Annotated in this window: 20 protein-coding genes; 11 read left to right on the forward strand and 9 right to left on the reverse strand. The window is 67.8% G+C overall.

Features of this window, described 5'->3' with window-relative positions:
• Window positions 1-2,181: a formylglycine-generating enzyme family protein gene (locus tag LG3211_RS01675; RefSeq protein ID WP_057941320.1), complete on the reverse strand. Its 2,181-nt coding sequence runs from the start codon at window positions 2,179-2,181 to the stop codon at window positions 1-3.
• On the opposite strand from LG3211_RS01675, the gene LG3211_RS27345 reads away from it, so the two are divergent.
• The gene (locus LG3211_RS27345; RefSeq protein WP_425479930.1) at window positions 2,119-2,355 is read left to right on the forward strand and encodes a DUF6053 domain-containing protein; all 237 of its coding nucleotides are present in this window, start codon (window positions 2,119-2,121) and stop codon (window positions 2,353-2,355) included. The genes LG3211_RS01675 and LG3211_RS27345 overlap by 63 nt on opposite strands.
• On the opposite strand, the gene LG3211_RS01680 is transcribed toward LG3211_RS27345, so the two are convergent.
• From LG3211_RS01680 to LG3211_RS01695, 4 genes are all read right to left on the reverse strand, one after another.
• Window positions 2,256-3,218, reverse strand: a complete 963-nt coding sequence (locus tag LG3211_RS01680; RefSeq protein ID WP_057941321.1) for a ribokinase — start codon at window positions 3,216-3,218, stop codon at window positions 2,256-2,258. The genes LG3211_RS27345 and LG3211_RS01680 overlap by 100 nt on opposite strands.
• On the reverse strand, window positions 3,215-4,927 hold the full coding sequence (locus LG3211_RS01685) for a serine hydrolase domain-containing protein (RefSeq protein WP_148648701.1): 1,713 nt from the start codon (window positions 4,925-4,927) through the stop codon (window positions 3,215-3,217). Before LG3211_RS01685 ends, LG3211_RS01680 begins: the two co-directional genes overlap by 4 nt.
• Before the next feature lie 92 nt (window positions 4,928-5,019).
• Complete coding sequence (locus LG3211_RS01690) at window positions 5,020-7,296, reverse strand: TonB-dependent receptor (RefSeq protein WP_057941323.1); 2,277 nt, start codon at window positions 7,294-7,296, stop codon at window positions 5,020-5,022.
• 321 nt (window positions 7,297-7,617) lie between these two features.
• On the reverse strand, window positions 7,618-8,499 hold the full coding sequence (locus LG3211_RS01695) for a LysR family transcriptional regulator (RefSeq protein ID WP_057941324.1): 882 nt from the start codon (window positions 8,497-8,499) through the stop codon (window positions 7,618-7,620).
• Window positions 8,500-8,684: 185 nt separating this feature from the next.
• On the opposite strand from LG3211_RS01695, the gene LG3211_RS01700 reads away from it, so the two are divergent.
• On the forward strand, window positions 8,685-9,500 hold the full coding sequence (locus LG3211_RS01700; protein ID WP_057941325.1) for a phytanoyl-CoA dioxygenase family protein: 816 nt from the start codon (window positions 8,685-8,687) through the stop codon (window positions 9,498-9,500).
• 113 nt (window positions 9,501-9,613) lie between these two features.
• Here the strand turns inward: LG3211_RS01700 and LG3211_RS01705 are convergent, their stop codons facing one another.
• Window positions 9,614-12,052: a sodium:solute symporter family protein gene (locus LG3211_RS01705; protein WP_057941326.1), complete on the reverse strand. Its 2,439-nt coding sequence runs from the start codon at window positions 12,050-12,052 to the stop codon at window positions 9,614-9,616.
• Between the two features lie 89 nt (window positions 12,053-12,141).
• Window positions 12,142-12,996, reverse strand: coding sequence for an HpcH/HpaI aldolase/citrate lyase family protein (locus LG3211_RS01710; RefSeq protein ID WP_057941327.1), 855 nt, complete (start codon window positions 12,994-12,996; stop codon window positions 12,142-12,144).
• Window positions 12,997-13,568: 572 nt separating this feature from the next.
• Between LG3211_RS01710 and LG3211_RS01715 the strand changes: the two genes are divergently transcribed.
• The 6 genes from LG3211_RS01715 to ubiB all read left to right on the forward strand — a co-directional run bounded on the left by LG3211_RS01715 (window position 13,569) and on the right by ubiB (window position 20,266).
• On the forward strand, window positions 13,569-14,471 hold the full coding sequence (locus tag LG3211_RS01715) for an alpha/beta fold hydrolase (protein WP_057945200.1): 903 nt from the start codon (window positions 13,569-13,571) through the stop codon (window positions 14,469-14,471).
• A gap of 7 nt (window positions 14,472-14,478) precedes the next feature.
• Window positions 14,479-16,143, forward strand: coding sequence for an olefin beta-lactone synthetase (gene oleC, locus LG3211_RS01720; protein ID WP_057941328.1), 1,665 nt, complete (start codon window positions 14,479-14,481; stop codon window positions 16,141-16,143).
• A 252-nt stretch (window positions 16,144-16,395) separates the two neighbouring features.
• Window positions 16,396-17,406, forward strand: coding sequence for a 2-alkyl-3-oxoalkanoate reductase (gene oleD / locus LG3211_RS01725; RefSeq protein WP_057941329.1), 1,011 nt, complete (start codon window positions 16,396-16,398; stop codon window positions 17,404-17,406).
• 79 nt (window positions 17,407-17,485) lie between these two features.
• Window positions 17,486-17,647, forward strand: a complete 162-nt coding sequence (locus LG3211_RS24630) for a DUF1328 domain-containing protein (protein ID WP_083512241.1) — start codon at window positions 17,486-17,488, stop codon at window positions 17,645-17,647.
• A 62-nt stretch (window positions 17,648-17,709) separates the two neighbouring features.
• Entirely contained in the window at window positions 17,710-18,372 is a 663-nt protein-coding gene (locus LG3211_RS01730) for a ubiquinone biosynthesis accessory factor UbiJ (protein WP_057941330.1), read from the forward strand.
• Between the two features lie 205 nt (window positions 18,373-18,577).
• Complete coding sequence (ubiB, locus tag LG3211_RS01735; protein ID WP_057941331.1) at window positions 18,578-20,266, forward strand: ubiquinone biosynthesis regulatory protein kinase UbiB; 1,689 nt, start codon at window positions 18,578-18,580, stop codon at window positions 20,264-20,266.
• 235 nt (window positions 20,267-20,501) lie between these two features.
• Here the strand turns inward: ubiB and LG3211_RS01740 are convergent, their stop codons facing one another.
• On the reverse strand, window positions 20,502-23,309 hold the full coding sequence (locus LG3211_RS01740) for a M16 family metallopeptidase (RefSeq protein ID WP_057941332.1): 2,808 nt from the start codon (window positions 23,307-23,309) through the stop codon (window positions 20,502-20,504).
• Between the two features lie 233 nt (window positions 23,310-23,542).
• Here LG3211_RS01740 and LG3211_RS01745 point away from each other — a divergent pair, with 233 nt between their 5' ends.
• Window positions 23,543-24,178 carry a pseudouridine synthase gene (locus tag LG3211_RS01745; protein ID WP_237049909.1) on the forward strand — a complete coding sequence of 212 codons (636 nt, stop codon included), beginning with the start codon at window positions 23,543-23,545 and terminating at the stop codon, window positions 24,176-24,178.
• Between the two features lie 61 nt (window positions 24,179-24,239).
• On the opposite strand, the gene LG3211_RS01750 is transcribed toward LG3211_RS01745, so the two are convergent.
• Window positions 24,240-24,935 carry a hypothetical protein gene (locus tag LG3211_RS01750; protein WP_057941334.1) on the reverse strand — a complete coding sequence of 232 codons (696 nt, stop codon included), beginning with the start codon at window positions 24,933-24,935 and terminating at the stop codon, window positions 24,240-24,242.
• A gap of 204 nt (window positions 24,936-25,139) precedes the next feature.
• Here LG3211_RS01750 and arfB point away from each other — a divergent pair, with 204 nt between their 5' ends.
• Together arfB and LG3211_RS01760 are read left to right on the forward strand one after the other, a co-directional pair.
• Window positions 25,140-25,544, forward strand: coding sequence for an alternative ribosome rescue aminoacyl-tRNA hydrolase ArfB (gene arfB / locus LG3211_RS01755; protein ID WP_057941335.1), 405 nt, complete (start codon window positions 25,140-25,142; stop codon window positions 25,542-25,544).
• 12 nt (window positions 25,545-25,556) lie between these two features.
• The gene (locus LG3211_RS01760) at window positions 25,557-26,195 is read left to right on the forward strand and encodes a 1-acyl-sn-glycerol-3-phosphate acyltransferase (RefSeq protein WP_083512242.1); all 639 of its coding nucleotides are present in this window, start codon (window positions 25,557-25,559) and stop codon (window positions 26,193-26,195) included.
• The last annotated feature ends 123 nt before the right edge of the window (window positions 26,196-26,318 follow it).

A 26,318-nucleotide genomic window follows, 5' to 3' on the forward strand; every position in this document is an offset into this window, starting at 1 on the left:
TCAGCTCGCATCGGCGACGCAACGGAAACCGATGCAACCCGAGCGGTCCTTGCCGGGCGCCATCAGCAGCAGCTTGTCGTGCTGATCCAGGCGATAGGCCTGCGGGAAATACCAGTGCGAGGTCTGCGGCTGGTAGGAACTGCCGCCGCGCACGATCGCCGCGCGGGTGTGTTCGTCGTGGTATTCGTCGGTCCATTGCCAGACGTTGCCGATCAGATCGAGCACGCCGAACGGGCTGGCGCCGGCCGGATGCGCATCGACCTCGTCCGGCGCGCGCAGGCGGCGGCCGCGGTTCGGCGCGGGCACGGCGTCGTCGCGCCAATCGTTGCCCCACGGGTAGAGACGGCCGTCGCCGCCTTGCGCGGCGTACTGCCATTCCCACTCGCGCGGCAGGCGCTTGCCGGCCCACTGCGCGTAAGCGCGCGCGTCTTCGATCGACACCCAGGTGACCGGACGCCGTTCCCAGCCCGGACGCGGCGCGCCGTCGATCCAGTCGCGCAGATAATTGTGCGCATCGCGCGGCCGATAGCCGCTGGCCTGGACGAAGCGCAGATATTCGGCGTTGGTGACCGGCGTGCGGTCGATGAAATAGCGCGGCAGGCGCATGCGCTTGCGATGGTTGCGGCGCGCGCTGTCTTCCCACGGGTATTGCACGTCCACGCCGTCCCAGGTCTGGCCTTCGATCTGCACGCCGCCGACCTTGAAGTCGAATTCGCCAGCCGGGATTTCGATCATTCCCGGCGGCGCGGACGCGACCGCGGCGACCGGATCGATCGGCAGCAGGCGTTGCTGCAGCGAGCGCCATTGCGCCGAGTAGCGGTGCAGCGGCGTCGCCGCACGTTCGCGCATGCGCGCCAGGAACGCGTCCAGCCCCGGATGCTCGGTGCCGGCCGACAGCGCCAGCAGCGCGCCGAAGCCGCGGCCTTCCACGGCGAACTCCAGCACCGCGCGTTCGCCGTCGATGCGCGGCGTCAGCGCTTCGCCGTTCCACAAATCGTAGTAACGCGCGCCATCGCGATGATCGACCGCGATCTGTTCGCCGACGATCTCGTACTCATGGCGATTGACCACGGTCCACACCGTCGCGCCCTGGTGCGGGAAACGGCTGGCGAACACGCCGGCTTGCAGGGTGCGAGCATACGGTCGCCAATCCGGGCTGACCATGTTCGGCGCGAACTCGCGTTCGATCATGGCGATGCGGCGCAGGCTTTCGGCGTCGCGGTCGGTGAGCTGGTTCCACAGGCCCCAGATGTTCTCCCAGGCGTTGTAGCCCACGCCGTTGAAGAAGATGTATTGCAGATCGTGGTTGCGATCGCGGCCCCAGCGGTTCTCGTAGTTGATCATGTGCCGCGATTCGAGCCACTTGAACTTGGCCACCGGCGGGACGACTTCGTTCGGCGCCTTCTTGCCCCAACTCTGCACGTTCCAGATCAGCGCTTCCTCGGCGCTGATCGTGGACTCGGGCTGCAGCACCACCGGGTGGCCGAGTCGGTCGCAGGCATCGAAGAACGCGCGCGGCACGCCATTGTAGGTGTCGCCGTTGACGCCATCGGCGCCGACCGCCGCGACCAGTTCGGCCACGCACTCCCAATCCGGGCGGCCGCTGTCGCGCGTGCCCTGGTCCCACGGCATGGTCGGCAGAAACACGCGCACGCCGCGGCGATGGAAATCCGAGATCGCCCCGCGCAGGCCCTCGAGGCCGCCGGGCAGGTCGGCGGCCAGATCGAACTGATTACGATCGTCCACGCCGATGTTCGGATACACATGCCAGATCAGCACGCTGTCGATGCCGCCATAGCGGCGCTGCAGATCGTCGAGATAACGGTCCACGGTGTAGCGGCCTTCGACCGGATCGTAGAAATAGCGGTCCTCGGCCATCATCTGGGCGTGGACGAAATTGCGCTGCGCCCATTGCAGCTCGGGACGGCGGTAATGAGCGTCGTCGTAGCCGATGCGGATCAGGTGCTCGCGGCGCCAATCCTTGAGCTCGGCGATCCAATCGTCGAGGGTCGCGTCCACCTCCATCTTCCAGTGCCCGATCTCGGCGAACGGCCAGCCCGGCGCCTTGCCGGGCAGCGGCAGATAGCGCTGGGTGGTGACGTGCGAGAACTTGTATTCGTGGCGCACGCGCGGGCGTTCGTCTTCGGGGGCGGCGTCGGCGGCGGGATCGTAATGGGACATGGGCGACTCGGATTCGCGAAAACTTTCGGAAGGCAGGCTGTTGTAGGAGGGGCTTCAGCCCCGATGCTCTTGTTTCAGATCATGGCGTTCTGGCCGGAAGGCGTCTGGGCGCAAGCCCCTCCCACAACAGCCCGTGCATCGGCAGTGTGCAACAGCGCCTGGACTTCATTGTGAGCCGGCACGCTGGTCTGCGCGCCGAGCCGGGTGCAGGCCAGGGCCGAGGCCGCGCAGGCGCGGCGCAGCGCGTCGGCGAACGCGGTGCCGGCGGCCAGCGCCGCGACCAGTGTGCCGCAGAACGTGTCGCCGGCGGCGGTGGTGTCCAGCGCCTGGACGGTGAATGCGGGCTGCTGCAGATACTCGCCGTCGATGCGCGCGCGGCAGCCGCGCGCGCCGAGGGTTACCACGACGTTCGCCACGCCCACGCGCGCCAGCGCTGCATCGCAGTCATCGGCGATGCCGGTGATCGCGGCGAGCTCGCCTTCGTTGACGATCAGCAAGTCCACGCAGTCCAGCAGCGACGCCGGCAAGGCCTGCGCCGGCGCCGCGTTGAGCACCACGCGCACGCCGGCCGCGCGGGCGCGGCGCGCCCAGGCCTCCACCGCGTCCAGCGGCGATTCCAGTTGCAGCAGCAGGTGGCTGACCTCGTTCAACTCGGGCAGATCCTCGCCGCGCAAGGTCGCGTTGGCGCCGGGCGCGACGGTGATCGCGTTCTCGCCTTCGTCGGACACGCAGATGAAGGCGGTGCCGGTGGCGTGTTCGCGGCTGCGGCGGATCAACAGCTCGACGCCGGCATCGCGCAGCGAGCGCTCGATCGGTTCGGCGTAAGCGTCCTCGCCGAGCGCGAGCAACATGCGAGTGGCGGCGCCACCGGCGCGCGCGCAGGCGATTGCCTGATTGGCGCCCTTGCCGCCGGGGAAGGTGTGCAGTTCGCGGCCGAGCACGGTTTCGCCCGGCGCCGGGACGTGGCTGGCGCGTACTACGAAGTCCAGGTTGGCTGAGCCGGCGATCAGGACGAAGCGGCGAGTCGGTTCGGTCATGGCGTTGCCTTCGCGTTCGACGTGCTGCGTTGATTCATCGTCTCATCCACGAGCCGGTAGAAGTTGCGGCTGATCCGCGGCAGGTCGGCTTTGACGTCGCTGCGCGGGAGGTGCTGCAGCAGGGCGATGGCTACGCGGTGTTGGGCGGGGTCGATCGCATAAGTGGTCGAGGCCGCGCCAGGCCAACCGAAGCGGCCGAGCGAACCGGGCCGGCCGTCGCGGCCGATGTCGATGACCACCGATCCGCCGAAGCCGAAGCCTTCGTTGGGGCTGTACTGGTGGACGGGCGGGTCGAGCATGGTCAGTTGGTTGCTTAGCATCAGGGCGACGGTTTCGGCTCGCAGCAGGCGGCGATGTTGATGAGAAGCCGGCAAGTCGCGCCGTTCCCTCACTTCGTCATTCCCGCGGACGCGGGAATCCAGGGCTTTTCGTGCGAGAAGGCCTGACGTCGCTGGATGTTCGGCTGCCGCCGAAGTAAAGCGGAGCCCGCGTTCGCGGGAATGACGAACTTGAGAGATGGCGCTGAAGTCTCTGGATTCCCGCCTTCGCGGGAATGACGGTTGGAGGTGTGTCGGCAACCGAGCGTCTTCCCCTTGCGGTGAATTTTCCAACGCGCGCTGCTCCGCCGCCAAACCATCATCGCAGGCACTATCGCCAAGCCGACCCGCGATCGCCCCCCCATCCAGCAACATCTGCGCGAACCTCGCATAGTCGCAAGCGGTGGAATACAAACCGCCCGCGCCGCTGGGATAGGCATTCAAGGCGGCCCCGGGTTTGCGCGCGCTCGGCCCGTCGGCGATGCGCAGACGGCCGTCATCGCCCATCGTGGTGATATCGACTACGCGTCCGCGCTGCGCGACGGGCACTTCGAAACCGGTGTCGCGCATGCCCAGCGGCTGGAAGATGCGTTCGCGCAAGAAGGCATCGAACGGCTGCCCGGATACGACTTCGACCATGCGCGCCAGCACCTCGATCGCCGCGCCGTCGTAGCCGAAGCGCGTGCCCGGATCTGCGGCGAGCGGCGCGTGGCTCAGCCGCTCGACGAAACCGCGCAGATCCGAGGCGCCGTGCGGATCGTTGCGCTGCATCGCCGCCAGCGCCGCGTCGTCGCCCTTGAGCCCGGCCGCGAAGCCGGCGGTGTGGGTCAACAGGTGGCGCACGGTGATTTCGCTCGCGGCTGGGCGCAGCGCCGGCTTGCCGCCGTCGCCGGCGGTCGTTACTTGCCGCTGCGCCAGTTCGGGCAGGTAACGCGAGATCGGATCGTCCAGTCGCACGCGGCCTTGCTCGACCAGCAGCATCACCGCCGCCGAGGCGACGGTCTTGCTCATCGAATAGATACGGAAGATCGCGTCCTTGCGCATCGGCTCGCGCCGCGCCAGGTCGCGCTGGCCGTAGGATTGGAAATCGACGATGCGGCCATCGCGCAGAATCAGGGTGACCGCGCCGAGGTAGCCGCGTGCATCGGTGCTCTCGCGCATGAAGGCATGCAGTGCGCTGAAGTCGGATGTCACGGCGGAGGTGGATACCGGTTCGGATCGCGGCGGCGCCGGCTGCGCGTCCGTCGCTTCGGCGGCCGGGGCTGAAGCCCCTCCCACAAAAGACATCGAGCCGGCGTGCGCAGCGGACGCAACATCGTTCGCCGATGCCGCGCCCGTCCAGCCCGCACCGAGGATCAACAGGCAGCGGCGAAGGACGGGAAAAACGGGCAAGGAGGGCGGTCCTGGGGAAGCGGAAAAAACACCGCCACCGGCGTCCGGGCCGGCGGCGGTCGAAAGGACGGTTCGTGAACGCGTGCGGCGGCTCAGAACTTGAAGGTGTGGCTGATCGAGACGGTGCGTCCGCGTCCGGCCCAGTAGTTCTGGAATCCGCCCGGCGGCTGCGACCAGCTCAGGATGTATTGCTTGTCGAACAGGTTCTCGATGCCGAGCGAGAACTTGCCGTAACGCTCGGTCTCGTAGTTCATGCCCAGGTCGAACAAGGTGTAGCCGTGGGTGCTTTCGTTGAAGCTGAAGCTGCGGTTGTCGAAGCCGCGCACGTCGCCGCCGGACAGGTTGCGCGAGAACAGCGTGGTCGCGCCCAGGCTGATGTCGCCGCGCGGGATGAAGTTCCAGGTCAGGGTCCAGGCGAACTTGTCCGGGTTGATGTCGAGCACGCCCATCGGCTTGTTCATGCCGCCGGCGCCGTAGCGTCCGGCCGCGTCGGCGGCCCAGAACGAGGTCTTGCCGCGGGTGTGCGAATACACCGCGCTGATGCGCCAGTCTTCGTTGAAGCGCCAGTCGGCCGACAGTTCGTAGCCCTTGATGCGCACCGGCGCGCGCAGCAGCACGAAATCGTTCGTGGCCGGATCGATCGCCAGCGACTGGCCGTAGTCGGACTTTGAATCGTAGTGCGAGGCGCTCAGCGAGCCGCGCTCGCCGCGCCAGTTGAAGCCGAACTCGGTGTTCTTAACGACGATGGCGTTGAGGTCCAGCAGATCCTCGACGCTGATCGGCGGATCGTTCGGGCAACCGTTGGTTTGAATGGTGCCGCCATCGCCGGAACATTGGATGTTGCGTAGCGGAATGCCGACGTTGGCCAGGGTGAAGCCCTCGCCGTAGGAGCCGAACACCGACCACTTGTCGTCGATGCGCCAGACCGCGCCGAAGTTGGTCAGGTTTTCCTGGTAGTCGAGCGAGCCGCCGCCGACGTTGCGGCGGTCGCGATACCAGGTGGTGGTGTAGCTGTCCACCTGCAGTTCGCCGTCTTCGCGGCGGATGCCGCCGGACAGCGTCACCGGGCCGATGTCCCAGGACAGCTGCATCCACGGTGCGCGGCTGCTGTATTCCATCGGCGGCACCCACAGGCGGTCGGTCAGCGCCAGGCGTTGCTGCGCGGTGTCCTTGACCAGATCCAGGCCGACCCGCAGTTCCAGGCCGCTGACCGAGAACAGCGACGGCCGCGTCCACGAGGTGCGCAGGCCTTTCTTGTTGGTGACGATCTCGGACTGATCGTAAAGCGTGTTGACCGGCGCGATCAGCGGGTCCTGCCGGTCGATGGTGTTCTCCGGCAGGTAGCGCATTTCCTGATCGGCCTTGTAGCCGTTGACGGTCAGCGTGCCGCCGAAGAAATCCGAGTGGATGTAGCTGAGCTGGTACTGCTTGAAATCGTTGATCGCGGCCTTCGAGCCGAAGACGCTGCCGCGCTCGGAGGTATTGGTGCGGGTTTCGCCGCACAGCGCGCGCTCATCGGGGCGACAGCCCAGCACCTGGATGTAGTTGGCCTTGCCTTCGATGTTGAAGTGGCTGACCGAGCCTTCGATGCGCTGCACGCCGTCTTCGCCGAAGTTGTACCCGGCCTTGATGAACAGGTTGCGCGATTCGGTGTCGGCCAGCGAGCCGCTGGTGTTCATGCCGATGCGGCGGCCGTCGCCGTCGTAGGTGATGCCGCGGTCCAGGAACGAGGCCGAGGCGATCATGTCGAAATTGCCGGCCTTGCGCGCGAAGGTCGCGCCGAGCTTCCAGCCGGCGCTGTCGTCCTTGAACTGGGTGGTATAGCGCGAGGTGATGGTGAACTCGTTGCCTTCCTTGGTCGGCGCCGCGGACAGGTAGTTGATGATGCCGCCGGCCGCGCCGATGCCTTCGGAGGCCGACGGACCGTTGATGACTTCGATCCGGCCGACGATGCCCATGTCGGTGAAGGTGCCGTTGCGGGTGCCTTCGCGCAGCGGCGAGCCCTGCGGCACGCCGTCGAACAAACGCAGCGCGACGCGGCCGCGCAGGTTTTCGCCGGTGTTGCTCATCGCCTGCGAGGATTCGGCGTAGCCGGGCACCGAGCGCGCCAGCACCGCGGTCGCGTCTTCGGTCAGCACCAGCGAGCGCGCCAGTTCGGCCTTGGATACCAGAGTGATGGCGCCGGGAATCTTGTCGACCGCCTTGGGGCTGCGCGTGCCGGTGACCACGACGTTGTCGAGATTGACGGCCTGCGTGTCTTGCTTTTGCCCGTCCTGCGCGGGGACGGCGGCGTCCTGCGCTTGCGCGGCGCCGGCAAAGGTGGAAAGCAGCAAGATGCTGCTGATCGCGGCGGAAAGTGGCTTGACCATGTCTGTCTCGTTGAGTGCCGGTGATCGCGCGGGCATACCGTTGCGGCGCGTGCTCGGTGACGTGCGCGGACGCCGGCGCTGTCGCGGATCGCGACTTCCCTCTCGCACCGAGTGTCTTGAGCAGGTTCGACGCGAGCCTATGCGCTCCCCGTCACGGTTGGAACCGATGCGGGGTATGTTCACAGACTAGGTTTTGTTGGCTTAAGCCGAATGGATCGATAGAGAAAGTTTTGTCGCGGCGCAGCATTCGGCGACGCACGCGGTGGCCGCGCGGTGTGCGAGCGATGCTGGGATCGCGCCGCCGTCGCGGCGGCGCGCGGCTCAATGCGTCTGCGCCGCGACCACTTTGCGGCTTTCGCGCAGGAAGGCGGTGACCAGGCGCACGCGCACGCTCGATCGCGACCAGACGATGCCGATGCAACGTTTGGCCGACGCGTCGGGCAGCGGAATGCGCGCGAGCTTCAATCCTTCCGGCCACGGCGGCGCCCAGTCGGGCACCAGCGACACGCCCAGGCCGCGGTCGACCATCACCGCGATGGCGTTGAGCGCGTTGAGTTCGAAGCGCTCGCGCGGAACGATATTGGCCTGGCGCAGGTATTCGTCGGCCTGACGGCCGCCCCAATGGTGACGGTCGTAGCGGATCAGCGGCTGGGCCGACAGCAGTTCGTGCGGATTGCGATCGGCCATGCTCAGCGGCGCCAGCACGATCAGCGGCTCTTCGCGCAGCAACTGCCACTCGCAGGTCTTGGGCAAGGGGAACGGCGCCTGCAGCACCACCGCGGCGTCGATGTCGCCCTTTTCCACCGAGTGGTAAAGATCGGCCGAATACCCAGGCTGGATGAACACGTTGATGCCCGGGAACGATTCGACCATGCGCGCGAGCACGTCGGGCAGCATGCCGGCCAATGCGGTCGGGCAGGCGCCCAGGCGCAGTTCGCCGGCGACTTCGCTTTCGTTGGCGACGCTGCGCAGGTCGGCGACATTGCGCAGCAGCTCGCGCGTGCGCGGCAGGATGCGCGCGCCTTCCTCGGTGACGCTGACGGTGCGGCCGACGCGGGCGATCAGCGGCGCGCCGATCTCGCGTTCGAGCGTGCGGATCTGCTGCGCCACCGCGGCCGGCGTGATGTTGAGCACGCGCGCGGCCGCGGCCATCGAGCCTTGATCGACCACGGTCACGAAAGTATGTAGGAACTGGGTTTCCACGGCGCCCCGCTGGTTGTTGTCGGCAGGCTACCCGAGCGTGCGCACCGGCGCCATGTGCCGAGCGCCGGACGGCGTTTTCCCGGAGTCAAGCGGAGCCTGCGTGTGAATATAGTCCGCGCGCCTTGGCGCTCGGAACGCGGCGGCGAACAATCGGCGCGAACTTCGCCCGCCATCGGAACGCCGTCATGCCGTATCCCGTCGCCAGCCCGGAACACATCGCCGCCTTCGCCGAACACGGTTATCTGGTGGTGCGGCAAGCGTTGCCGGCGGAGGAGCTGGACCGGATCGAAGCGCATTGCGATCTGCTGCTGGCCGACAAGGAGCGCCTGGCCAACGACTGGGCCTGGGATCGCAGCGAAAGCAAGGAGCAGCGCTCGTTCCGGATCGTGCAGTCCTCGCCGACCCTGGTCTGGCCGGACATCGCCGCGCAGCCGTACCGGGCGTGGCTGGCGAGTTTCGCCTCCGCGCTGATGTCGCGCGAGATGGCGTTCTGGTACGACCAGTTTCTCGGCAAGCCGCCGGGCAAGAGCGCGCCGACCTACTGGCATCAGGACGAAGGCTATTGGGGCGGCAATCTGTTCGATCGCGGCATCACCGGCTGGATTCCGCTGCAGGACGTGGACACCGTCAACGGCTGCATGCATTTCATCGACGGCGGCCATCGCGACGGCGTGCTGACTCATCGCCTGGTCGAAGGCGTGCAGAGCGATCTGCTGGTGTGCGAGGTGGGCGAGGGCCGCGCCGTGGCCTGTCCGATGGCGCGCGGCGATGTCGCCTTCCATCATTCCAAGACCCCGCACATGAGCAACGCCAACACCGGCCCGGCCTGGCGCAAGGCGGTGACCAATCATCTGCAGGCCGCCGGCACCGGCGGTTCCGGCGATCACTATCCGTGGCGGGTGAAGGTCAACCAGGCCACCGGCGAGCGCACGGTACCGGGCGGATCGCACGATCCGGGGATGATGGGCGGTATGGGCGGTATGGGCGGTCCGCAGCGCTGATTGGATCCGCGCAGCGCGATCGCTGCGATCGTTGAGCCGCGGCGCGCTTGCCGTAACACGCGTGCGGCGGCGCAAGCCATCGCATCCGCATGCACGACGACGGCGACGCGCTTTCAATCGCTGGCCCGGTCGCGATAGATGGTCAGGCCCTTCAAGGACTGCTGCGGCGCCGGGAAGAACAGGCTGGCGGCGTAGCCGATCACGATGCACAGCAGGATCGAGATCGCCAGGTAGTAGTACGGATGGACCATCTGCAAGGTCCAGATCACCAGGGTCAGGGCGATGCTGGCGGCGATGCCGATCGCCACGCCTTGCCAGTTGGCGCGGCGGGTGAACATGCCCAGGGTGTAGGCGCCGGCGAAACCGCCGCCGAGCAGGCCGGCCAATTCGATCGACAGATCGAACAGCGAATGTACATTGAACTTCGACAGCAGCAGCGCGGTGGCGATGCCGATCAGACCCACCACCACGGTCATGATCTCGGCGAAGAACACGCTCTTCTTGGCGCTGCGGTCCTTGGCCAGCTTCTCGTAGAAATCCACCGAGATCAGCGTCGCCACCGAATTCATGATGCCGGACAAGGTCGCCATCGCCGCGGCGAAGATGCCGGCGATGATCAACCCGGTCACGCCCACCGGCAGTTCGGCGGCGATGAACATCGGGAAGGTCGCGTCGATCGGCAGCAGCGGATTCATCCGCTCGGGATTGTTCTTGTAGTAGACGAACAGCGAAGTGCCGATGGTGTAGAAGATGATGCCGCCGGGAATGGTGATGGCGGCGAACGCCCAGATCGAGCGCCCGGCCTCCTTGTCGGACTTGGTGGACAAGGTGCGCTGCATCAGCACCTGATCCTTCGGGAAGGTCAGCACCACTTCGAACACCACCAGGAAGATGAAGCCCCACACGGTGGCCTTGGTCATGTCGAAGCTGAAGTCGAAGGTGTGCATCTTGCCCAGCGACATCGCCGTGGACCAATACTCGCCAAAGCCGCCGCGCAGGTGCCAGATCATGAAACCGATCGCGAACAGCGCGCCGCCCATCTTGACGATCACCTGCACGAAGTCGGTCCAGATCACCGCCTTCATGCCGCCCATCGCGGTGTAGACGATGGTGAAGCCGCCCATCAGGATCACGCTCCAGAACACGCTGATGCCGGTGATGGTGGCGATGCCGAGCGCGGGCAGGAACAGGATCACGCTCATGCGGCTGCCGATCTGCACCACGATGCACAAGGCGCTGGCGAGCATGCGGATCGCCGGATGGAAGCGCGTTTCCAGGTACGAGAACACCGACATCAGATCCAGCCGGCGCAGCAGCGGCACGATCCACACCGCGACGAACATCAGCCCGAACACCGCGACGATGTTGTTGGCCAGGTACTGCCAGTTGGTTTCGAAGGCCTTGGCCGGGATGGCGATGAAACTGATCGAGCTGGTGTTGGCCGCGTACAGGCTCACGCCGGCGGCCCAGAACGGGATGCTGCGGCCGCCGACGAAGAAGCTGCTGGTCGAGCCGCGCTTCTCGCGCAGATAGAAGAACAGGCCGATGCCGATCATGCCGACTAGGTAGACCACGATCACCACCCAATCCAGCCAGTGCAATCGCAGCTTGCTCGACTGCACCTGGGCGGTGGCGAAGGCGGTATGGGCGCCGTCGGCGGAGGCCTGGGCCCAGACCAGTCCGTCGGGCCAGTGCGCGGTGGCGCCGGCGCCGGCGGGCAGCTCGGCGCCGGGCAGCGTCGCCCAGGAGCCGGTGATGGTCTGGTAGATCATCAGCTTGGCCGCGGCGTGGGCGAGGGCGGGATCGGCGACCGGATACAGCACGTGCGCCTGGCCGGTCGCACGGCCGGTTCCGGGCACGACCTGGCCCGGTACGCGGCCGGCGTCGGTCCAGGCTTTATCCGCCGACCAGCGCAGCATGCGGTCGGCGCCGCCGCGCGGATCGGCGACGATCAGGAACAAGGCGCGGGTCTGGGCGATCAGCGAACGCGGCGCGGCGCCGCCGGGCCAGGCGGGGAGCGAAGTCCAGGCGATACCGGCGTCGGCGCTGGGACGCTGGAACACATGCGCTTTGCCATCGGCGCCGATGCCGGCGATGTAGAGCGTGTCGTCGGACAAGGTCGCGCGCAGTTGCGACAGCGGCGTCGGCAGTGGCGGCAAGGGACGCAGTCGCGCGCCGCTGTCGTCGGCGTCGATGCGCGCGATCGCGACAGAGGCATCGGACGGCAGCAGATACGCGCGGGTGCCGTCGCCGACCACCGCGCCGGCCCACGGCGCCGCGCTCCATTGCAGCGGCAGCCAGGCGTGGCGATCGTTGTCCAGCCGCCACGCGCGGTCGCGGCCGATCGCGAGGGTGCGGCCATCGACCGTCGCCAGCCCGATCAGCGGCGAAGCGTTCTGCAGCGACGGCAACGTGCCGGCCTGCAGCGGCGTCAGCGGCTCGGCCTGCGCCGTCACCGCCGTCAGCATCAGGCCGGCGCACAGCAACGCGACCAGACCGCGCGCCCGGATCGTCCGGCCCGCACGCGCCAGCGCCCACAAGAATTGCGACATCGAATACCGCCCCGTCATCGATGCGGACCGGATCGCCCCGGCTCGCAGTTTTATCCCGACTGCACTGTAGCCGCCCGCATCGCGGCGGCTCAGGCGCGCTCCGCCGCCGCCAGCAGCGCCTGTGCGCGCTTGAGAAACGGCAGATCGATCATGCGTCCATCCACCACGAACACGCCGCGGCCCGCGTCCGGCGCGGCCGCCGCCGCGGCGACGATGCGCCGCGCCGCGTCCAGCTCGGCCGCGGTCGCGGCGAATATCTTGTTCGCCAGCCCGACCTGTACCGGATGCAGGCAGCTCTTGCCGATGAAACCCAGCCGCCGCGCCATCCGCGCCTCGGCCAGATACCCGGCTTCGTCGTGCAGATCGGCGTAGGCGCTGTCGATGGCGAACACATCGGCCTGGGCGGCGGCCATGCGCACGGCGAACATGGCCGCGTGCACGTTGGCCATGTCGTAACGCTCCACGCCCGCGGCTTCGAACAGATCGGCCAGCCCCAGCTGCAGACCGGCCACGCGCGGATGCGCGGAGGCGATCTCGGAGGCGTTGGCGAGCGCGCGCGGGGTTTCGATATTGACCAGCACGCCGATCGGCTGGGCAATCTGGTTGAGCGTCTCGGCGCGTTCGATCTGCGCGACCGCCGCGCGCAAGGACGCGGCCGATTCGATCTTGGGCAGATTGATCAAGGTCACGCCGTCGCGCGCGACCGCGGCGATGTCGGCGGCGAAATGCGGCGAATCCGGCGCGTTGACGCGCACGATCATCAGCTTGCGCGAGGCCAGTGCCGCCTCGGAGCCGACGAAGCCGGCGACCGCGATGCGCGCCGTCGCCTTGCGCTCCTCGGCGACCGCGTCTTCCAGATCGAACGACAAGGCGTCCGCCGGACCGGCCAGCGCCTTGCCGAACAGTTCCGGCCGCGTACCGGGCACGAACAACTTGCTACGCATGGAGCCACCGCGGCGGATTGCGAATCGTCATGGCCCCGGAGTGTGCGTCAAGCAAACAGTGGCAATCGCACAGGGGTGGCATGTTCAAACGATAGGTTTTGTTTTGATCGGGGCGGGTGGGTTTGGGATAAGCGCGCGGTCGGTCGCGGAAATCCAGGCAAGAGCATTCGCGCCTGCGGCGCTCATTCCCTCACCCCGGCCCTCTCCCGCGAGCGGGAGAGGGAGAGGGAGAGGGAGAGGGAGAGGGAGAGGGAGAGGGAGAGGGAGAGGGAGCAGTAGCGCGGGGTGCTGTTTGCTGCGCTGAAGAGCCGACCGCCGCGCCGAGGCCGCGAAGTCTCCGTGGGAGGGAGCTTCAGCCCCGACCCCGAAACCGCGCAGGCCCGACCCACCTCATCACCCACCCAAGCCCGGCCCTCGACCGAGCCACCCCCAAACCCGCCAGATTCCGCCAAATTTCGGGCCCGCCCGGCCCGCGCCGCGCGCAAAATCCCCCATCGGCCCGGCACGGCCCGATAATGGCGCCCATTCCGTCCAGGCCGCGCCCCGCTCGCGCGCCGCTCACCGAGTCGCCGATGACGTCCAGCTCCAGCTTCCCCGACTACCCCTTCCAGCCGCAGCGTTTCGAAGTCCGTCCGGGCATCGGCATGAGCTATCTCGACGAAGGCCCGCGCGATGGCGAGGTCGTGGTGATGCTGCACGGCAACCCGTCGTGGAGCTATTACTGGCGCAAGCTGGTGCTGGGCCTGAAGGATCGCTACCGCTGCATCGTCCCCGACCATGTCGGTATGGGCCTGTCGGACAAGCCCGGCGACGATCGCTACGAATACACCCTGCAATCGCGGGTCGACGACGTCGAACGGCTGCTGCAGCACCTGGGCGTCACCGGGCCGATGACCCTGGCCGTGCACGACTGGGGCGGCGGCATCGGTTTCGGCTGGGGCCTGAAGCATTCCGATCAGATCAAGCGGCTGGTGATCACCAACACCGGCGCGTTCCCGCTGCCGGCGGCCAAGCCGCTGCCCAAGCGCCTGCGCCTGGGCCGCGATTCCTCGATCGGCACCGGCCTGATCCGCGGCTTCAACGCCTTCGCCGGCGGCGCCTCGCGCCTGGGCGTGGTCAAGGCGATGCCGGCGCAGGTGCGCCGCGCCTATGTCGCGCCGTACGACACCTGGGCCAACCGCATCGCCACTTCGCGTTTCGTCCAGGACATTCCGCTGGGCGAGGGCGACAAGGCCTGGCCGCTGGTGCAGGCGATGGGCCGCAAGCTGCCCGAATACGCCGACCGGCCGGTGTTCATCGGCTGGGGCCTGGCCGATTTCGTCTTCGATCATCACTTCCTGAAAGGCTTCACCGATGCGCTGCCGCAGGCGCAGGTGCAGGCGTTCAAGGACGCCGGACATTACGTGCTGGAAGACAAGAGCGAGATTCTGGTGCCGGACATCCGCGCCTTCCTCGACCGCCATCCTCTGGGCTGAGACACGCATGGACGCTGCCGCACCCACCTGCAACATCGCCGCGATACTGCCGACGCTGGCCGCGCAATCGCCCGAACGCGTGGCGATGCGCTGCCCCGGCACGCGCCGCGCCGACGGCATGGCCAGTTACGACGTCGTGCTGACCTATGCGCAGCTGGATGCGCGCAGCGACGCCATCGCCGCCGGCCTGGCCAAGCGCGGCATCGTCCGCGGCACCCGCACCGCGGTGATGGTGCGGCCGTCGCCGGAGTTCTTCCTGCTGATGTTCGCCTTGTTCAAGGCCGGCGCGGTGCCGGTGCTGATCGATCCGGGCATCGACAAGCGCGCGCTGCGCCAATGCCTGGACGAAGCCGCGCCGGAAGCCTTCATTGGCATTCCGCTGGCGCACGTGGCGCGCGTGGTGCTGGGCTGGGCGAAGTCGGCGCGCATCCGCATCACCACCGGCAAGCGCGCGTTCCTGGCCGACGACACGCTCGAACGCGTCGAGCGCGCCGGCGCCGGCGTGGGTTCGCAATTGGCCAATACGCAGCCGGACGAAGTCGCGGCGATCGTTTTCACCAGCGGCTCGACCGGCGTGCCCAAGGGCGTGGTGTTCCGCCATCGCCATTTCGTCGCCCAGATCGAAATGATGAGCCAAGCCTTCGGCATGGTGCCCGGCGGCGTGGACCTGCCGACGTTCCCGCCGTTCGCCTTGTTCGATCCGGCGCTGGGGCTGACTTCCATCATCCCCGACATGGACCCGACCCGGCCGGCGCAGGCCGATCCGGTCAAATTGCTCGAAGCCGTCACCCGTTTCGGCTGCGATCAACTGTTCGGCTCGCCTGCGTTGATGGCGGTGCTGGCCCGGCACGGCCAGCCGATGCCGACCGTCAAGCGCGTCACCTCGGCCGGCGCGCCGGTGCCGCCGGACACGGTCGCGCGCCTGCGCGAACTGCTGCCCGACGACGCGCAGTTCTGGACGCCCTACGGCGCCACCGAATGCCTGCCGGTGGCGGTGATCGAAGGCCGCGAACTGCAGTCCACGCGCGCGGCCACCGAAGCCGGCGCTGGCACCTGCGTCGGCCGCGCGGTGGAGCGCAACGACGTGCGGGTGATCCGCATCGACGACGCGGCGATCGCGCAATGGTCGGACGATCTGCTGGTTGGCGCCGGCGTGGTCGGCGAGATCACCGTCGCCGGTCCCACCGCCACCGACAGCTATTTCAATCGCGATTCGATGACCCGGCTGGCGAAGATCCGCGAGAACGCCGGCGGCGTGGAGCGCATCGTCCATCGCATGGGCGATGTGGGTTATCTCGACGAACAAGGCCGGCTGTGGTTCTGCGGGCGCAAGACCCACCGCGTGGAAACCGCGAGCGGCCCGCTCTACACCGAGCAGGTCGAGCCGGTATTCAACACGCATCCGAAGGTGCGGCGCACCGCGCTGGTCGGCACCGGCACGTTCGGCGCGCAGGTGCCGCTGCTGTGGGTGGAACTGCATCAGCCGCGCGTCGGCGATACCGAGCGCAAGCGCATCGTCGAGGAACTGCGCGAGATCGGCGCCCGCCATGCGCACACCGCCGGGATCGAGCGCTTCCGCTTCCATCCTGGGTTTCCGGTGGATATTCGCCATAACGCCAAGATCGGGCGCGAGAAGCTGGCGCTGCAGGCGCAGGCGACCGAAAGCCGCTGATGCGGGGGCGGCGCGATCGGGGACGAGAGCGCCGGGGCTGAAGCCGATCCCACAAAAGCGAACGCGGCTTCGAAGTCTCTTGCAGAAGAAGCTTCAGCCCTTCCTGAAAAGGCAGCGCGGCTTCGAAGTCTTTTGTGGGAGGGGCTTCAGCCCCGATGCTCTTCTCTCAGCGCCGGCGATAGTCGCCTACCCGACAAACCGCCCCGTCCACCGGCGTCTATCATTCCTCTCTCCCTTCTTCGGACCTGCGCCATGCGAATTCTTGTCACCGGCGGCGGCGGTTTCCTCGGCCAGGCCTTGTGCCGCGGCCTGATCGCGCGCGGCCACCAGGTGGTGAGCTTCAATCGCGGCCATTACCCGGCGCTGGGCGCGCTCGGCGTGATCCAGATCCAGGGCGATCTGGCCGATCGCGACGCGGTGATCGCCGCCGCGCACGGCTGCGAGGCGATCTTCCACAACGCCGCCAAGGCCGGCGCCTGGGGCAGCTACGACAGCTATCACCAGGCCAACGTGGTCGGAACCGACAACGTGCTGGCCGCCTGCCGCGCCCACCGCATCGGCAAACTGGTCTACACCTCGACCCCGAGCGTCACCCATCGCGCCACCCATCCGGTCGAAGGCGGCACCGCCGACACCGTGCCCTACGGCGAAGGCTTCAAGGCCGCCTACGCGACCACCAAGACCATCGCGGAAAAAGCCGTGCTCGCCGCCAATGGCGCCGAGTTGGCCACCGTCGCGCTGCGTCCGCGCCTGATCTGGGGCGTGGGCGACAACCAGTTGCTGCCGCGTCTGGTCGCGCGCGCCAACGCCGGCCGCCTGCGCTTCGTCGGCGACGGCAACAACCGCATCGACACGACTTACATCGACAACGCCGCGCAGGCGCATTTCGATGCGTTCGAACATCTCGCCCCAAACGCGGCCTGCGCCGGCCGCGCCTACTTCATCAGCAACGGCGAACCCAAGACCCTGCGCGAAACTCTCAACGGCCTGCTCGGCGCGGTCGGCGCGCCGCAGGTGGACAAGACCCTGCCGTTCGGCGCGGCCTACGCCATCGGCGCGGTCTGCGAAGGCTTGTGGCATGTGCTGCCGTTGCAGGGCGAGCCGCCGATGACGCGATTTCTGGCCGAGCAATTATCGACCACGCACTGGTACGACATGACGCCGGCGACGCGCGATTTCGGCTACGTGCCGAAGGTCAGTTTTCACGAAGGGCTCACCCGCCTGAAGGCCGCCTGGACGCAGACGCCCGCCGTCACCGTCTGACAACCTTCGCTGGCAGAGGATCGAAGCGTGCATCGGGACCTGCCCCGATGCGGCTTTCTCTCATGCCAGGAGGTTCCCCATGCTTCATTACGCCGCCGTATTTTTCGTCATCGCGATCATCGCCGCGGTCCTTGGCTTCACCGGCATCGCCGGCGCGGCCAGCAACATCGCCTGGATCCTGTTCGTCGTGTTCGTGGTCCTGGCGATCATCTCGCTGTTCCGCGGCCGTCGCGTCGCCTGACGCCGCCGTTTGAGCGCCGCCGACCGCGTGGCTGGACCGGAGCGGGGGGCTACAATGGCGGCATGACCGCCTCCGACCCCTCGTTCCTGTCCTCGCTCAAGCCGTTGGCCGGACGCGCGCTGGAAACCGCGCTCAACCGCGCGCTGGCGCTGGACCCCGATACCCGCGATAGCCTGCGCGCGCTCGACGGCCGCAGCGTTGCCCTGCATCTGGCCTCGCCGCCGCTGGCGTTGCGCATCCTGGTGGTCGAAGGCCGGCTCGAAGTGGGGCCGGTGCGCGACAGCGACGAGCCCGACCTGTCCGTGCGCAGCACGCTCGGGGCGATCCTGTCGCAACTGCCGAATCTGCTCGGCGCCGCGCGCAACGAACAGGCCGCGCCGGTCGGCAAGCTGCGCATCGAAGGCGACGCCGACCTTGCGCGACGTTTGCAGCGCCTGGCCGAACGCTTCGATCCGGATTGGCAGCAGCCCTTCGTCGCCGTGTTCGGCGAGGTGGCCGGCGTGCAGATCGCCAACGGCGTCGCCGGTGCGCTGCGCCATGCGCGCGAGGCGGCCGGCGCCTTGGCCGGCAACGCGGCCGAGTACGTCACCGAGGAATCGCGCGATGTCGTTCCGCGCGATGAGCTCAACGCCTTTCACGACGATGTCGATGCCTTGCGCGACGATGTCGAGCGCGCCGCGGCGCGGGTGGGGCGCCTGCGCGATCGCGCGAGGCGCGGCGTATGAGCGGGGTCGCTTCGAATCTGCGAGGGCATTCGACCCTGCAAGACCTTTCGAACCTTCGAGGTCTCCTGTGGGAGGGGCTTCAGCCCCGATGCTCTTGGCTCCGCTCGCTGCGCAACTTCATCGGTTCTGATCGAAAAGCATCGGGGCTGAAGCCCCTCCTGCAAACCGCTTCGCGCTTGCGCAACCTCTGCCGGGAAGCGCGCGCATGAGGTCCGCCATCCGCGCCTGGCGCATCGGCCGCGTGTTGCTGCGCTACCGCCTCGACGACCTGCTCGACGACACCCCGGCCGAGCGCTGGCTCAAGCTCGCCCGTCCGTTCGTGCCGCGCGCCTCGGTCGAGATCGCGGCGATGTCGCGCGGCGCGCGCCTGCGCCTGGCCTTGCAGGAACTCGGGCCGATCTTCGTCAAGTTCGGCCAGATCCTGTCCACCCGCCGCGATCTGGTGCCGCCGGATATCGCCATCGAACTGGCGCTGCTGCAGGATCGGGTCGCGCCGTTCGACGGCGAGACCGCGCGACGCATCGTCGAGGGCACGCTGGAACGCAAGATCGAGGACGCGTTCGAACGGTTCGACATCGAGCCGCTGGCCTCGGCCTCGATCGCCCAGGTGCACGCCGCGCGCTTGCCGGCCGAAGGCGGCAGGCCGGCGCGCGAAGTCGTGGTCAAGGTGCTGCGGCCCGACATCGAGGGCAAGATCGCCGGCGACATCGCGCTGTTGAACGCGCTGGCGGCGCTGGTCGATCGCGCCCACCCGGCCGCGGACAAGATCCGTCCGCGCGCGATCGTGGCCGAGATCGAAAGCACCCTGGCCGCCGAGCTGGACCTGCAGCGCGAAGGCGCCAACGCCAGCGTGCTGCGCCGGTTCTGGGCCGACAGCGACGACATGTACGTGCCCGAGGTGATCTGGTCGCATACCAGCGAACGCGCGCTGACCCTGGAGCGCGTATACGGCATTCCCTCCGACGACATCGCCGCCCTGGATGAGGCCGGCATCGACCGCCGCGCGCTCGCCGCCAAGGGCGTGCGGGTGTTCTACACGCAGGTGTTCCGCGACAACTTCTTCCACGCCGACGCCCACGCCGGCAACATCTGGGTGGACAGCGATCCGTCCCGGCGCAGCAACCCGCGTTTCATCGCGCTCGACTTCGGCATCATGGGCCAGTTGTCCGACGAGGATCAGTACTACCTCGCGGAAAACTTCATGGCGATCTTCAACCGCGACTATCGCCGCATCGCCGAACTGCACGTGCAGGCCGGCTGGATTCCCGCGCACATCCGCATCGACGAACTCGAAGCGGCCACGCGCGCGGTGTGCGAGCCGTATTTCACCCGTCCGCTCAGCGAAATCTCGCTGGCCGAGGTGCTGGTCAAGCTGTTCCGCACCGCGCAGCGTTATGAGCTGACCTTGCAGCCGCAGCTGATCTTGTTGCAGAAGACCTTGCTCAATATCGAAGGCGTGGGCCGGTTGCTCGATCCCAAGCTCGACATCTGGGCGGTGGCGCGGCCGGTGCTGCAGCGCATCTTGCTGGATCGCTACAGCCCGCAGCGTCTGGCGAGCGAATTCCGCAAGCGCCTGCCCGAGCTCGTGACCCGCGCGCCGGAAATGCCGCGCCTGCTGCATGCGTGGCTGAGCCAGCAGGTGTCGGGGCAGCACGAGTTGAAGATGCGTTCGAGCGACATCACCGACCTTAATCGCACGATCAAGGATGCGGTGCGGCGCACGGTCGCGGCGATTCTCGGCACTGGTCTGCTGATCGTGGCGGCGGTGTTGTATGGGCTGGAATCGGGCGGGCCGCGCTTCTGGTCGATCCCCGCGTCGTCGTGGATCGCGGGACTGGGCGGGTTGTGGGCGTTGTTGGCGGCGTGGCCGCGGCGGAAGCGCGACGTGCGTTGACGTCGAATGCGGCGATGGTAATCCGGCGCTGACAGAAAACCTTCCTCGCAGTCCCCTGCGAATCCCCCCGACGGGTTCCCCCCTTTGAAAAAGGGGGGCCAGGGGGGATTTGCTTTTGTTCCTACGTGTGAATCTTCCGGCTTCGGACGGTAAGAGCAAATCCCCCCTGGCCCCCCTTTTTCAAAGGGGGGAACTCGGTAGGTGGGTGTGTGGGGGAGGGGGGGCGGCGGCGCGGTTACGGTCCTGCCGCTTTCGCCTTCACCGGCGCCTTGTTCTTCGCCGCGGCAAAATCCCCCGCCGCATAAACACTGAATTGCTCCGGCTTAAGGTGCCTGCGGATCGCCGCATTCACCGACTCCACCGTCAACGCCTTGAACTTGGCATCCAGGTCGGCGGCGAACTGCATGGTGCGGCCGTAGAACAGATTGCTTACCCATCCACCGGCCACCGCCGGGTCTGAGGCGCGCGCCTGTTCGCGCTGGGTGAGCAGGCCCGACACCGCGTCCTTCAGTTCCTCCGCGCCCACGCCATCCTTGACCAGACGCGCCAGCTCTTCGCGCATCGCGCGCTCGACCTGCTCCAGGTTCTCCGGCGCGGCGATCGCCTGCACCGACCAGCTGCCGGCGTCGTCGCGGCCGTCGCGGCTGGCGTCGGCGTCCAGGTCGCTGCCCACTCCGTAGCTCAGGCCTTCCTTCTGGCGGATGCGATCGCCCAGGCGCGATTTGAGTGTGCCGCCGCCGAGAATGTAATTGGCCGCGACCAGCGCGGGATAATCCGGGTCGATGTCCTTCAAGGACAGATTGACGTTGGCCAGCAACACGCCATTGGGCTTGTCCGGAGTCTCGAAGCGGCGTTGTTCCGCCGCCACATCGATGTAATGCGTGGGAATGGGCGCGTAGGCGTGCCTGGGTTTCCAGTCGGCGAACAGCGCCTGCAACTGCTGCTTGACCGCGGCCGGATCGAAATCGCCGATCACGCTGATCTCGCCTTCGGCGCTGCCGTAGAACTCGCGATGGAAGGCGCGTACGTCCTCGACCTTCAGCGCCTTGATCGCCGCCAGCGATTCGTCCAGCGACTTGAAATGCAGCGGGTGCCCGGCCGGCCACGGGTCGAAGTGCTGCGCCAGCGCCTGGCTGGCGATCTGCCCGGGCTCCTGGCGCGAGGCTTCCAGGCCGGTGATCGCCTGCAGGCGGTACTGCTCGAATTCCTTGTCCGGATAGGTCGGCGTGCGCAGCACTTTCGCCGCCAGCGCGAGCGCATCGCTCAGTTGCTCGCGGCGGGTGGTCAAGCCGATCCGCGCCGACTGCAGGCCGCCGCCGATGCGCGCGGTGGTCTTGAGCGCTTCGAAGCGCGCGTCGATCTGTTCGCGGCTCAGCTCCTGGCTGCCGCGCATCATCAGCGCGCCGGCGACGTTGCCGGCGGTGTCGCGGCCGCGCAGCGAATCGGTGTCGGCGAAATGGAAGTTGGCCGAAACGATGACGGTGCCGCCGCGGGTTTTCTTCGGCAGCAAGGCGAGCTTGAGCCCCTGGCCCACGCCGGTATCGAGAGTGATGGTTTGCGTGCGCGCTTCGATGTTGGCCGGCGTGGGATCGAAATGCTCGCCCGCTTCCAGCGCGAGTTTGCCGGTATAGCCTTGCAGCACGCTCGCCGCTGTCGGCGCCTCGGGGATAGTGACCCGTTGCGGCGCCTGGGTCGGCACGAAGCGGCCGAAGGTGCGGTTGCTCGATTGCAGATAGGCGCGGGCGACACGATTGACGTCGTCGGCGGTGACTTTCTCCAGGGCGTCGCGGTACTGGAAATACAAGCGCCAGTCGCCGGCGACCACCGGGTCCGACAGCGCCATCGCCACGGCGCCGACGTTGGTGTAGGCGCGTTCGAAGCTGTTGCGCGCGCGCTGCTTGGCCGCTTCCACTTCCTCGGCGCTGATCGGTTTTTTCTGGATCTGTTCGAGCTGCTCGATCAACACCTGTTCGGCCTTGGCCACATCGCCGTCCTTGGGCAGCGCGGCCAGCGCCGTCAGCAGGCCGGGGTCGGGCATTTGTTCGCCGCCCACGCCGATGCTGGCGGCCAGTCCGGTTTCGACCAGCGCCTTGTACAGGCGGCCGCCCGGGGTATGGCCGAGGATGTCGTCGAGAATGCCCAGCGGCGCGGCGTCGGCATGGGTGGCGGCGGGGATGTGGTACGCCGCCATCAGCAGGCGCAGATCGCCGACACGGCGCACGGTGACCTCGCGTTCGCCGTCCTGCGCCGGCTCGCGCGTGTAGAAGGCGCGCATCGGTTCGGCCGGCTTGGGCACCGCGCCGAAATAGCGCGCGACCGTGCCCAGGGTCTTGGCCGGATCGATGCGGCCGGTGAGCACCAAGGTGGCGTTGTCGGGCCGGTACCAGGCGCGGTAATAGGCTTGCAGGCGCTCGATCGGCACGTGCTCGACATCGCTGCGCGCGCCGATGGTGCTGTTGCCGTAGTGATGCCACAGATAGGCGGTGGAGCGCACGCGTTCGGACAGCGCCGAGACTTCGCTGTTCTCGCCGTTCTCCATTTCGTTGCGGACCACGGTCATCTCGCTGTCCAGGTCCTTGCGCGCGATGTCCGAATGCACCATGCGATCGGCTTCCAGCCCCAGCAGCCAGTCGAGCGTGGCGTCGTTGGCGGGGAAGGAGGCGAAGTAGTTGGTGCGGTCCAGCGAGGTCTGGGCGTTGAAGCCGATGCCGCGCTTCTTCATTTCGCCGGGAATGTCGCGATGGCTCGGCGTGCCCTTGAACAGCATGTGCTCGAGCAGATGCGCCATGCCGGTTTCGCCGTAGTTCTCCTGCAGCGAGCCGACCGCGTAGATCAGGTTGAGCGTGACCGTGGGCTGGGTGGCGTCGGGAAACAGCAGCACGCGCAGGCCGTTGCTCATGCGGTACTCGCAGATGCCTTCCACGCAGGGCCCGGCCTGGAAACCCGCGGGCGGCGGTTGCGGCGCCTGCGCATGGGCGCCGCCGAGGGCGAGGCTCAGGGCGAAGGCGAGCGCGGCGATGGCGACGGGACGGCGTGGCGGCATGGAAACTCCTGGAAACGGGAACGCGGCGTAAAGGGAAAACGATGAGGCTGTGAGCACGCGGGGCAATAGACGACACTAGCGGCCGATCACCCAGCGCCAGCCCCGACCGCATGCCCTCGACGTTCAGTTCCAACACGCCGCCGCCGCAGACATCGCAGGATATCGCCGGCCTCGGCCTGCCGGTGCTGTACGCCGACCAGTCTCTGGCGGTTATCGACAAGCCGGCGGGGCTGATGGTTCACGACAGCGCGCTGGCGCGCGGGGAAACCGACTTCGCCGCCGACCGCCTGCGCGAGCAGTTCGGCCGGCCGATCTTCCTCGTGCACCGGCTCGATCGCGCCACCAGCGGCTGCCTGCTGCTGGCGTTCGATCGCGAAACCGCCTCGGCGCTGGGCAAGGTGCTGATGTCGGGCGAAGTGCAAAAGGACTATCTGACGGTGTGCCGGGGCTGGCCGGCGGAGGATGCGTTCGAGGTCGATCACGATCTCGACGGCGGCCCGGGCAAGCCGTTGAAGAAGCCGGCGCAGACCCGGTTCCAGGTACTGGCGCGCACCGAGCTGGCGCTGCCGTCGGCGGGGTTCGAGACTTCGCGCTACGCCTTGCTGCGCGCGCAGCCGCAGACCGGGCGCTTTCGCCAGATCCGCCGCCACCTCAAGCACCTGTCGCATCACATGATCGGCGATACCAGCCACGGCGACGGCCGCCATAACCGCAGCTTCCGCATGATGGGCATCCATCGCATGCTGCTGCACGCGCAGCGGCTGGCGTTCACCCATCCGGGCAGCGGCGAGCGCTTGCGCGCGACGGCGCCGCCGGACGCGGAATTCGCCAAGGCGCTGGCCTTGTTCGGTCGGGTCGAACTGGATTGACGCGGAGGCGGCCGGATTCGGCCGCGGCGGGGATGAGTGAGTTCATCCCCGCGCGTGAGGTTCAGCGATGCGGCGGAGGCGGCGCCTGCCGGTAGATGATCTTCGGCTGGGTGGCGCGCTGGATCGCGGCGTTGGTCAGATCCAGCAGCACCGCGCCGCCGAGCGCCTGCCCGGTGCTGGAGCGCGCGCCCTGCTGCGGGTAGCCGTTGTTCTGATAGTCGTCGTAAGGGCTGGCATTGCCCGGGTAGCCGTTGTTCTGGCGGTAGCCGTTGGACGGGTAGGCGCCTTGCGGGTAGTCGCTGTTCTGCCGGTAGCTGCTGCGCGAGCTCTCTTCGCGCGCGCGGGCCCGTTCTTCATACAGATAGCGTTCTTCGGGCGTGGCGAACTGCATGTCGTTGCCGTAGCCCGTCGAGGGCCGGTTGTAGGCCGCGCCGGCGCCGGTGTCGGGCATGGCGTTGGCGGCGTTCTGCATCTGCTGCAGCAAGCGGGTCTGCTGTTCGGTGAACTGGCCCAGGATGCGTTGATCGGTGGCGTTGGCGGGGCGGCCGACCAGGGATTCGGCGACCGACTGCGCCGACTGCGTCATCCGCCGCTGGAACTGCGGATTGGCGATGTTGCGCATGTTGTTGTTGACGTTGGCCGGGTCGTAGCGCTGATCGATGGTCTGCGCAGACAACGCCGGCGCGGCCAGGATCAGGGCGGCCAGCAGCGGCAGGGCCGGCGATTTGCGTCGCGGCGATGGGGGCAGGCGCTTCATGCGGGTTCCTCCTTGGACCGGTCCGGGCATGGTCCCCCCGTGGCCCAGCCGCGTCAACGACGGCCGCCGCCGGCCGGCCCGGAGCCGCGCCGCGGCGGGTTTTGCCGCATCGCGCGCGCCGGCCGCTGTGAGCCCGGTCGCGCCGTCAACGGTGCGTAATGGACGAAATGCCGTCGCCGACTACAATCCCAGGCGGAGGAAAGCATGGCTATCACGATTCCCGAGCAGGAATTGGTCGAGCGTTTCGTACGTTCGACCGGCCCGGGCGGGCAGAACGTCAACAAGGTCGCAACAGCGGTGGAACTGCGCTTCGATATCGCGCAGTCGCCTTCGCTGCCCGACGCCGTGCGCGAGCGCCTGCTGACCAAGCGCGACCGGCGGGTGACCGGCGAGGGCGTGCTGGTGATCAGCGCGCAGCGTTTCCGCACCCAGGATCGCAACCGCCAGGATGCGCGCGAGCGTCTGGCGGCGTTCGTAGACAGCGGCCTGCGCGCGCCCAAGCCGCGCATCGCCACCAAACCCAGCCGTGCCGCCAAGGAGCGCCGGATCGGGGCCAAGAAAGAACGCGGCGCGACCAAGCGCAATCGTTCGCAAACCGATTGGGACTGACACGGAGCGTGCATGCCAGTTGATCCGAACGCCAAGCCTTCCCTTCCGCCCGACGCCGACGGCGTGGTGCTGCGGCTGCCGCCCAATGTGCCGCAGGTCAGGCGCAACCGCCTGACCCGCTGGATCGGCCGCAGCATCCTGCGCATCGGCGGCTGGCGCATGGTCGGCAAGTTTCCCGACATCCCGCGCGCGGTGCTGATCGGCGCGCCGCATTCGTCCAACTGGGACGGCGTGTGGGGCTTCGCGGCCAAGGCCGCGATGGGCCTGGACGTGAAGATCATCGCCAAGGATTCGCTGTTCCGGGTGCCGCTGCTGGGCGTGCTGTTGCGGCGGATGGGGGTGATCCCGATCAACCGCAGCGCCGCGCATGGGGTGATCGAGCAGGCCACCTCGATGATCCGCGGCGCCGAGCGTTTCTGGCTGGGCATCGCCCCGGAAGGCACGCGCAAGGCGGTGGAGCGCTGGAAGGCCGGGTTCTGGAAGATCGCCAAGGCCGCCGATGTGCCGGTGGTGCCGGCGTATTTCCACTACCCGGACAAGATCATCGGGATCGGCGACATGTTCCATCTGGGCGAGGACATGGACGCGGACATGCGGCGGATTCGCGATTGGTACAAGCCGTGGCAGGGCAAGCATCACGGCACTGTTTGAGGGCTTGCTGGACGTCTTTGAAGACTAGGTTCGTCATTCCCGCGAAAGCGGGAATCCAGTGACTTCAAACGTTCTCGCACGAAAGGCACTGGATTCCCGCTTTCGCGGGAATGACGAGCGAAA

Origin of the sequence: Lysobacter gummosus (genome assembly GCF_001442805.1) — a bacterium.
In the GTDB taxonomy this organism is placed as follows: Bacteria; Pseudomonadota; Gammaproteobacteria; order Xanthomonadales; family Xanthomonadaceae; genus Lysobacter; species Lysobacter gummosus.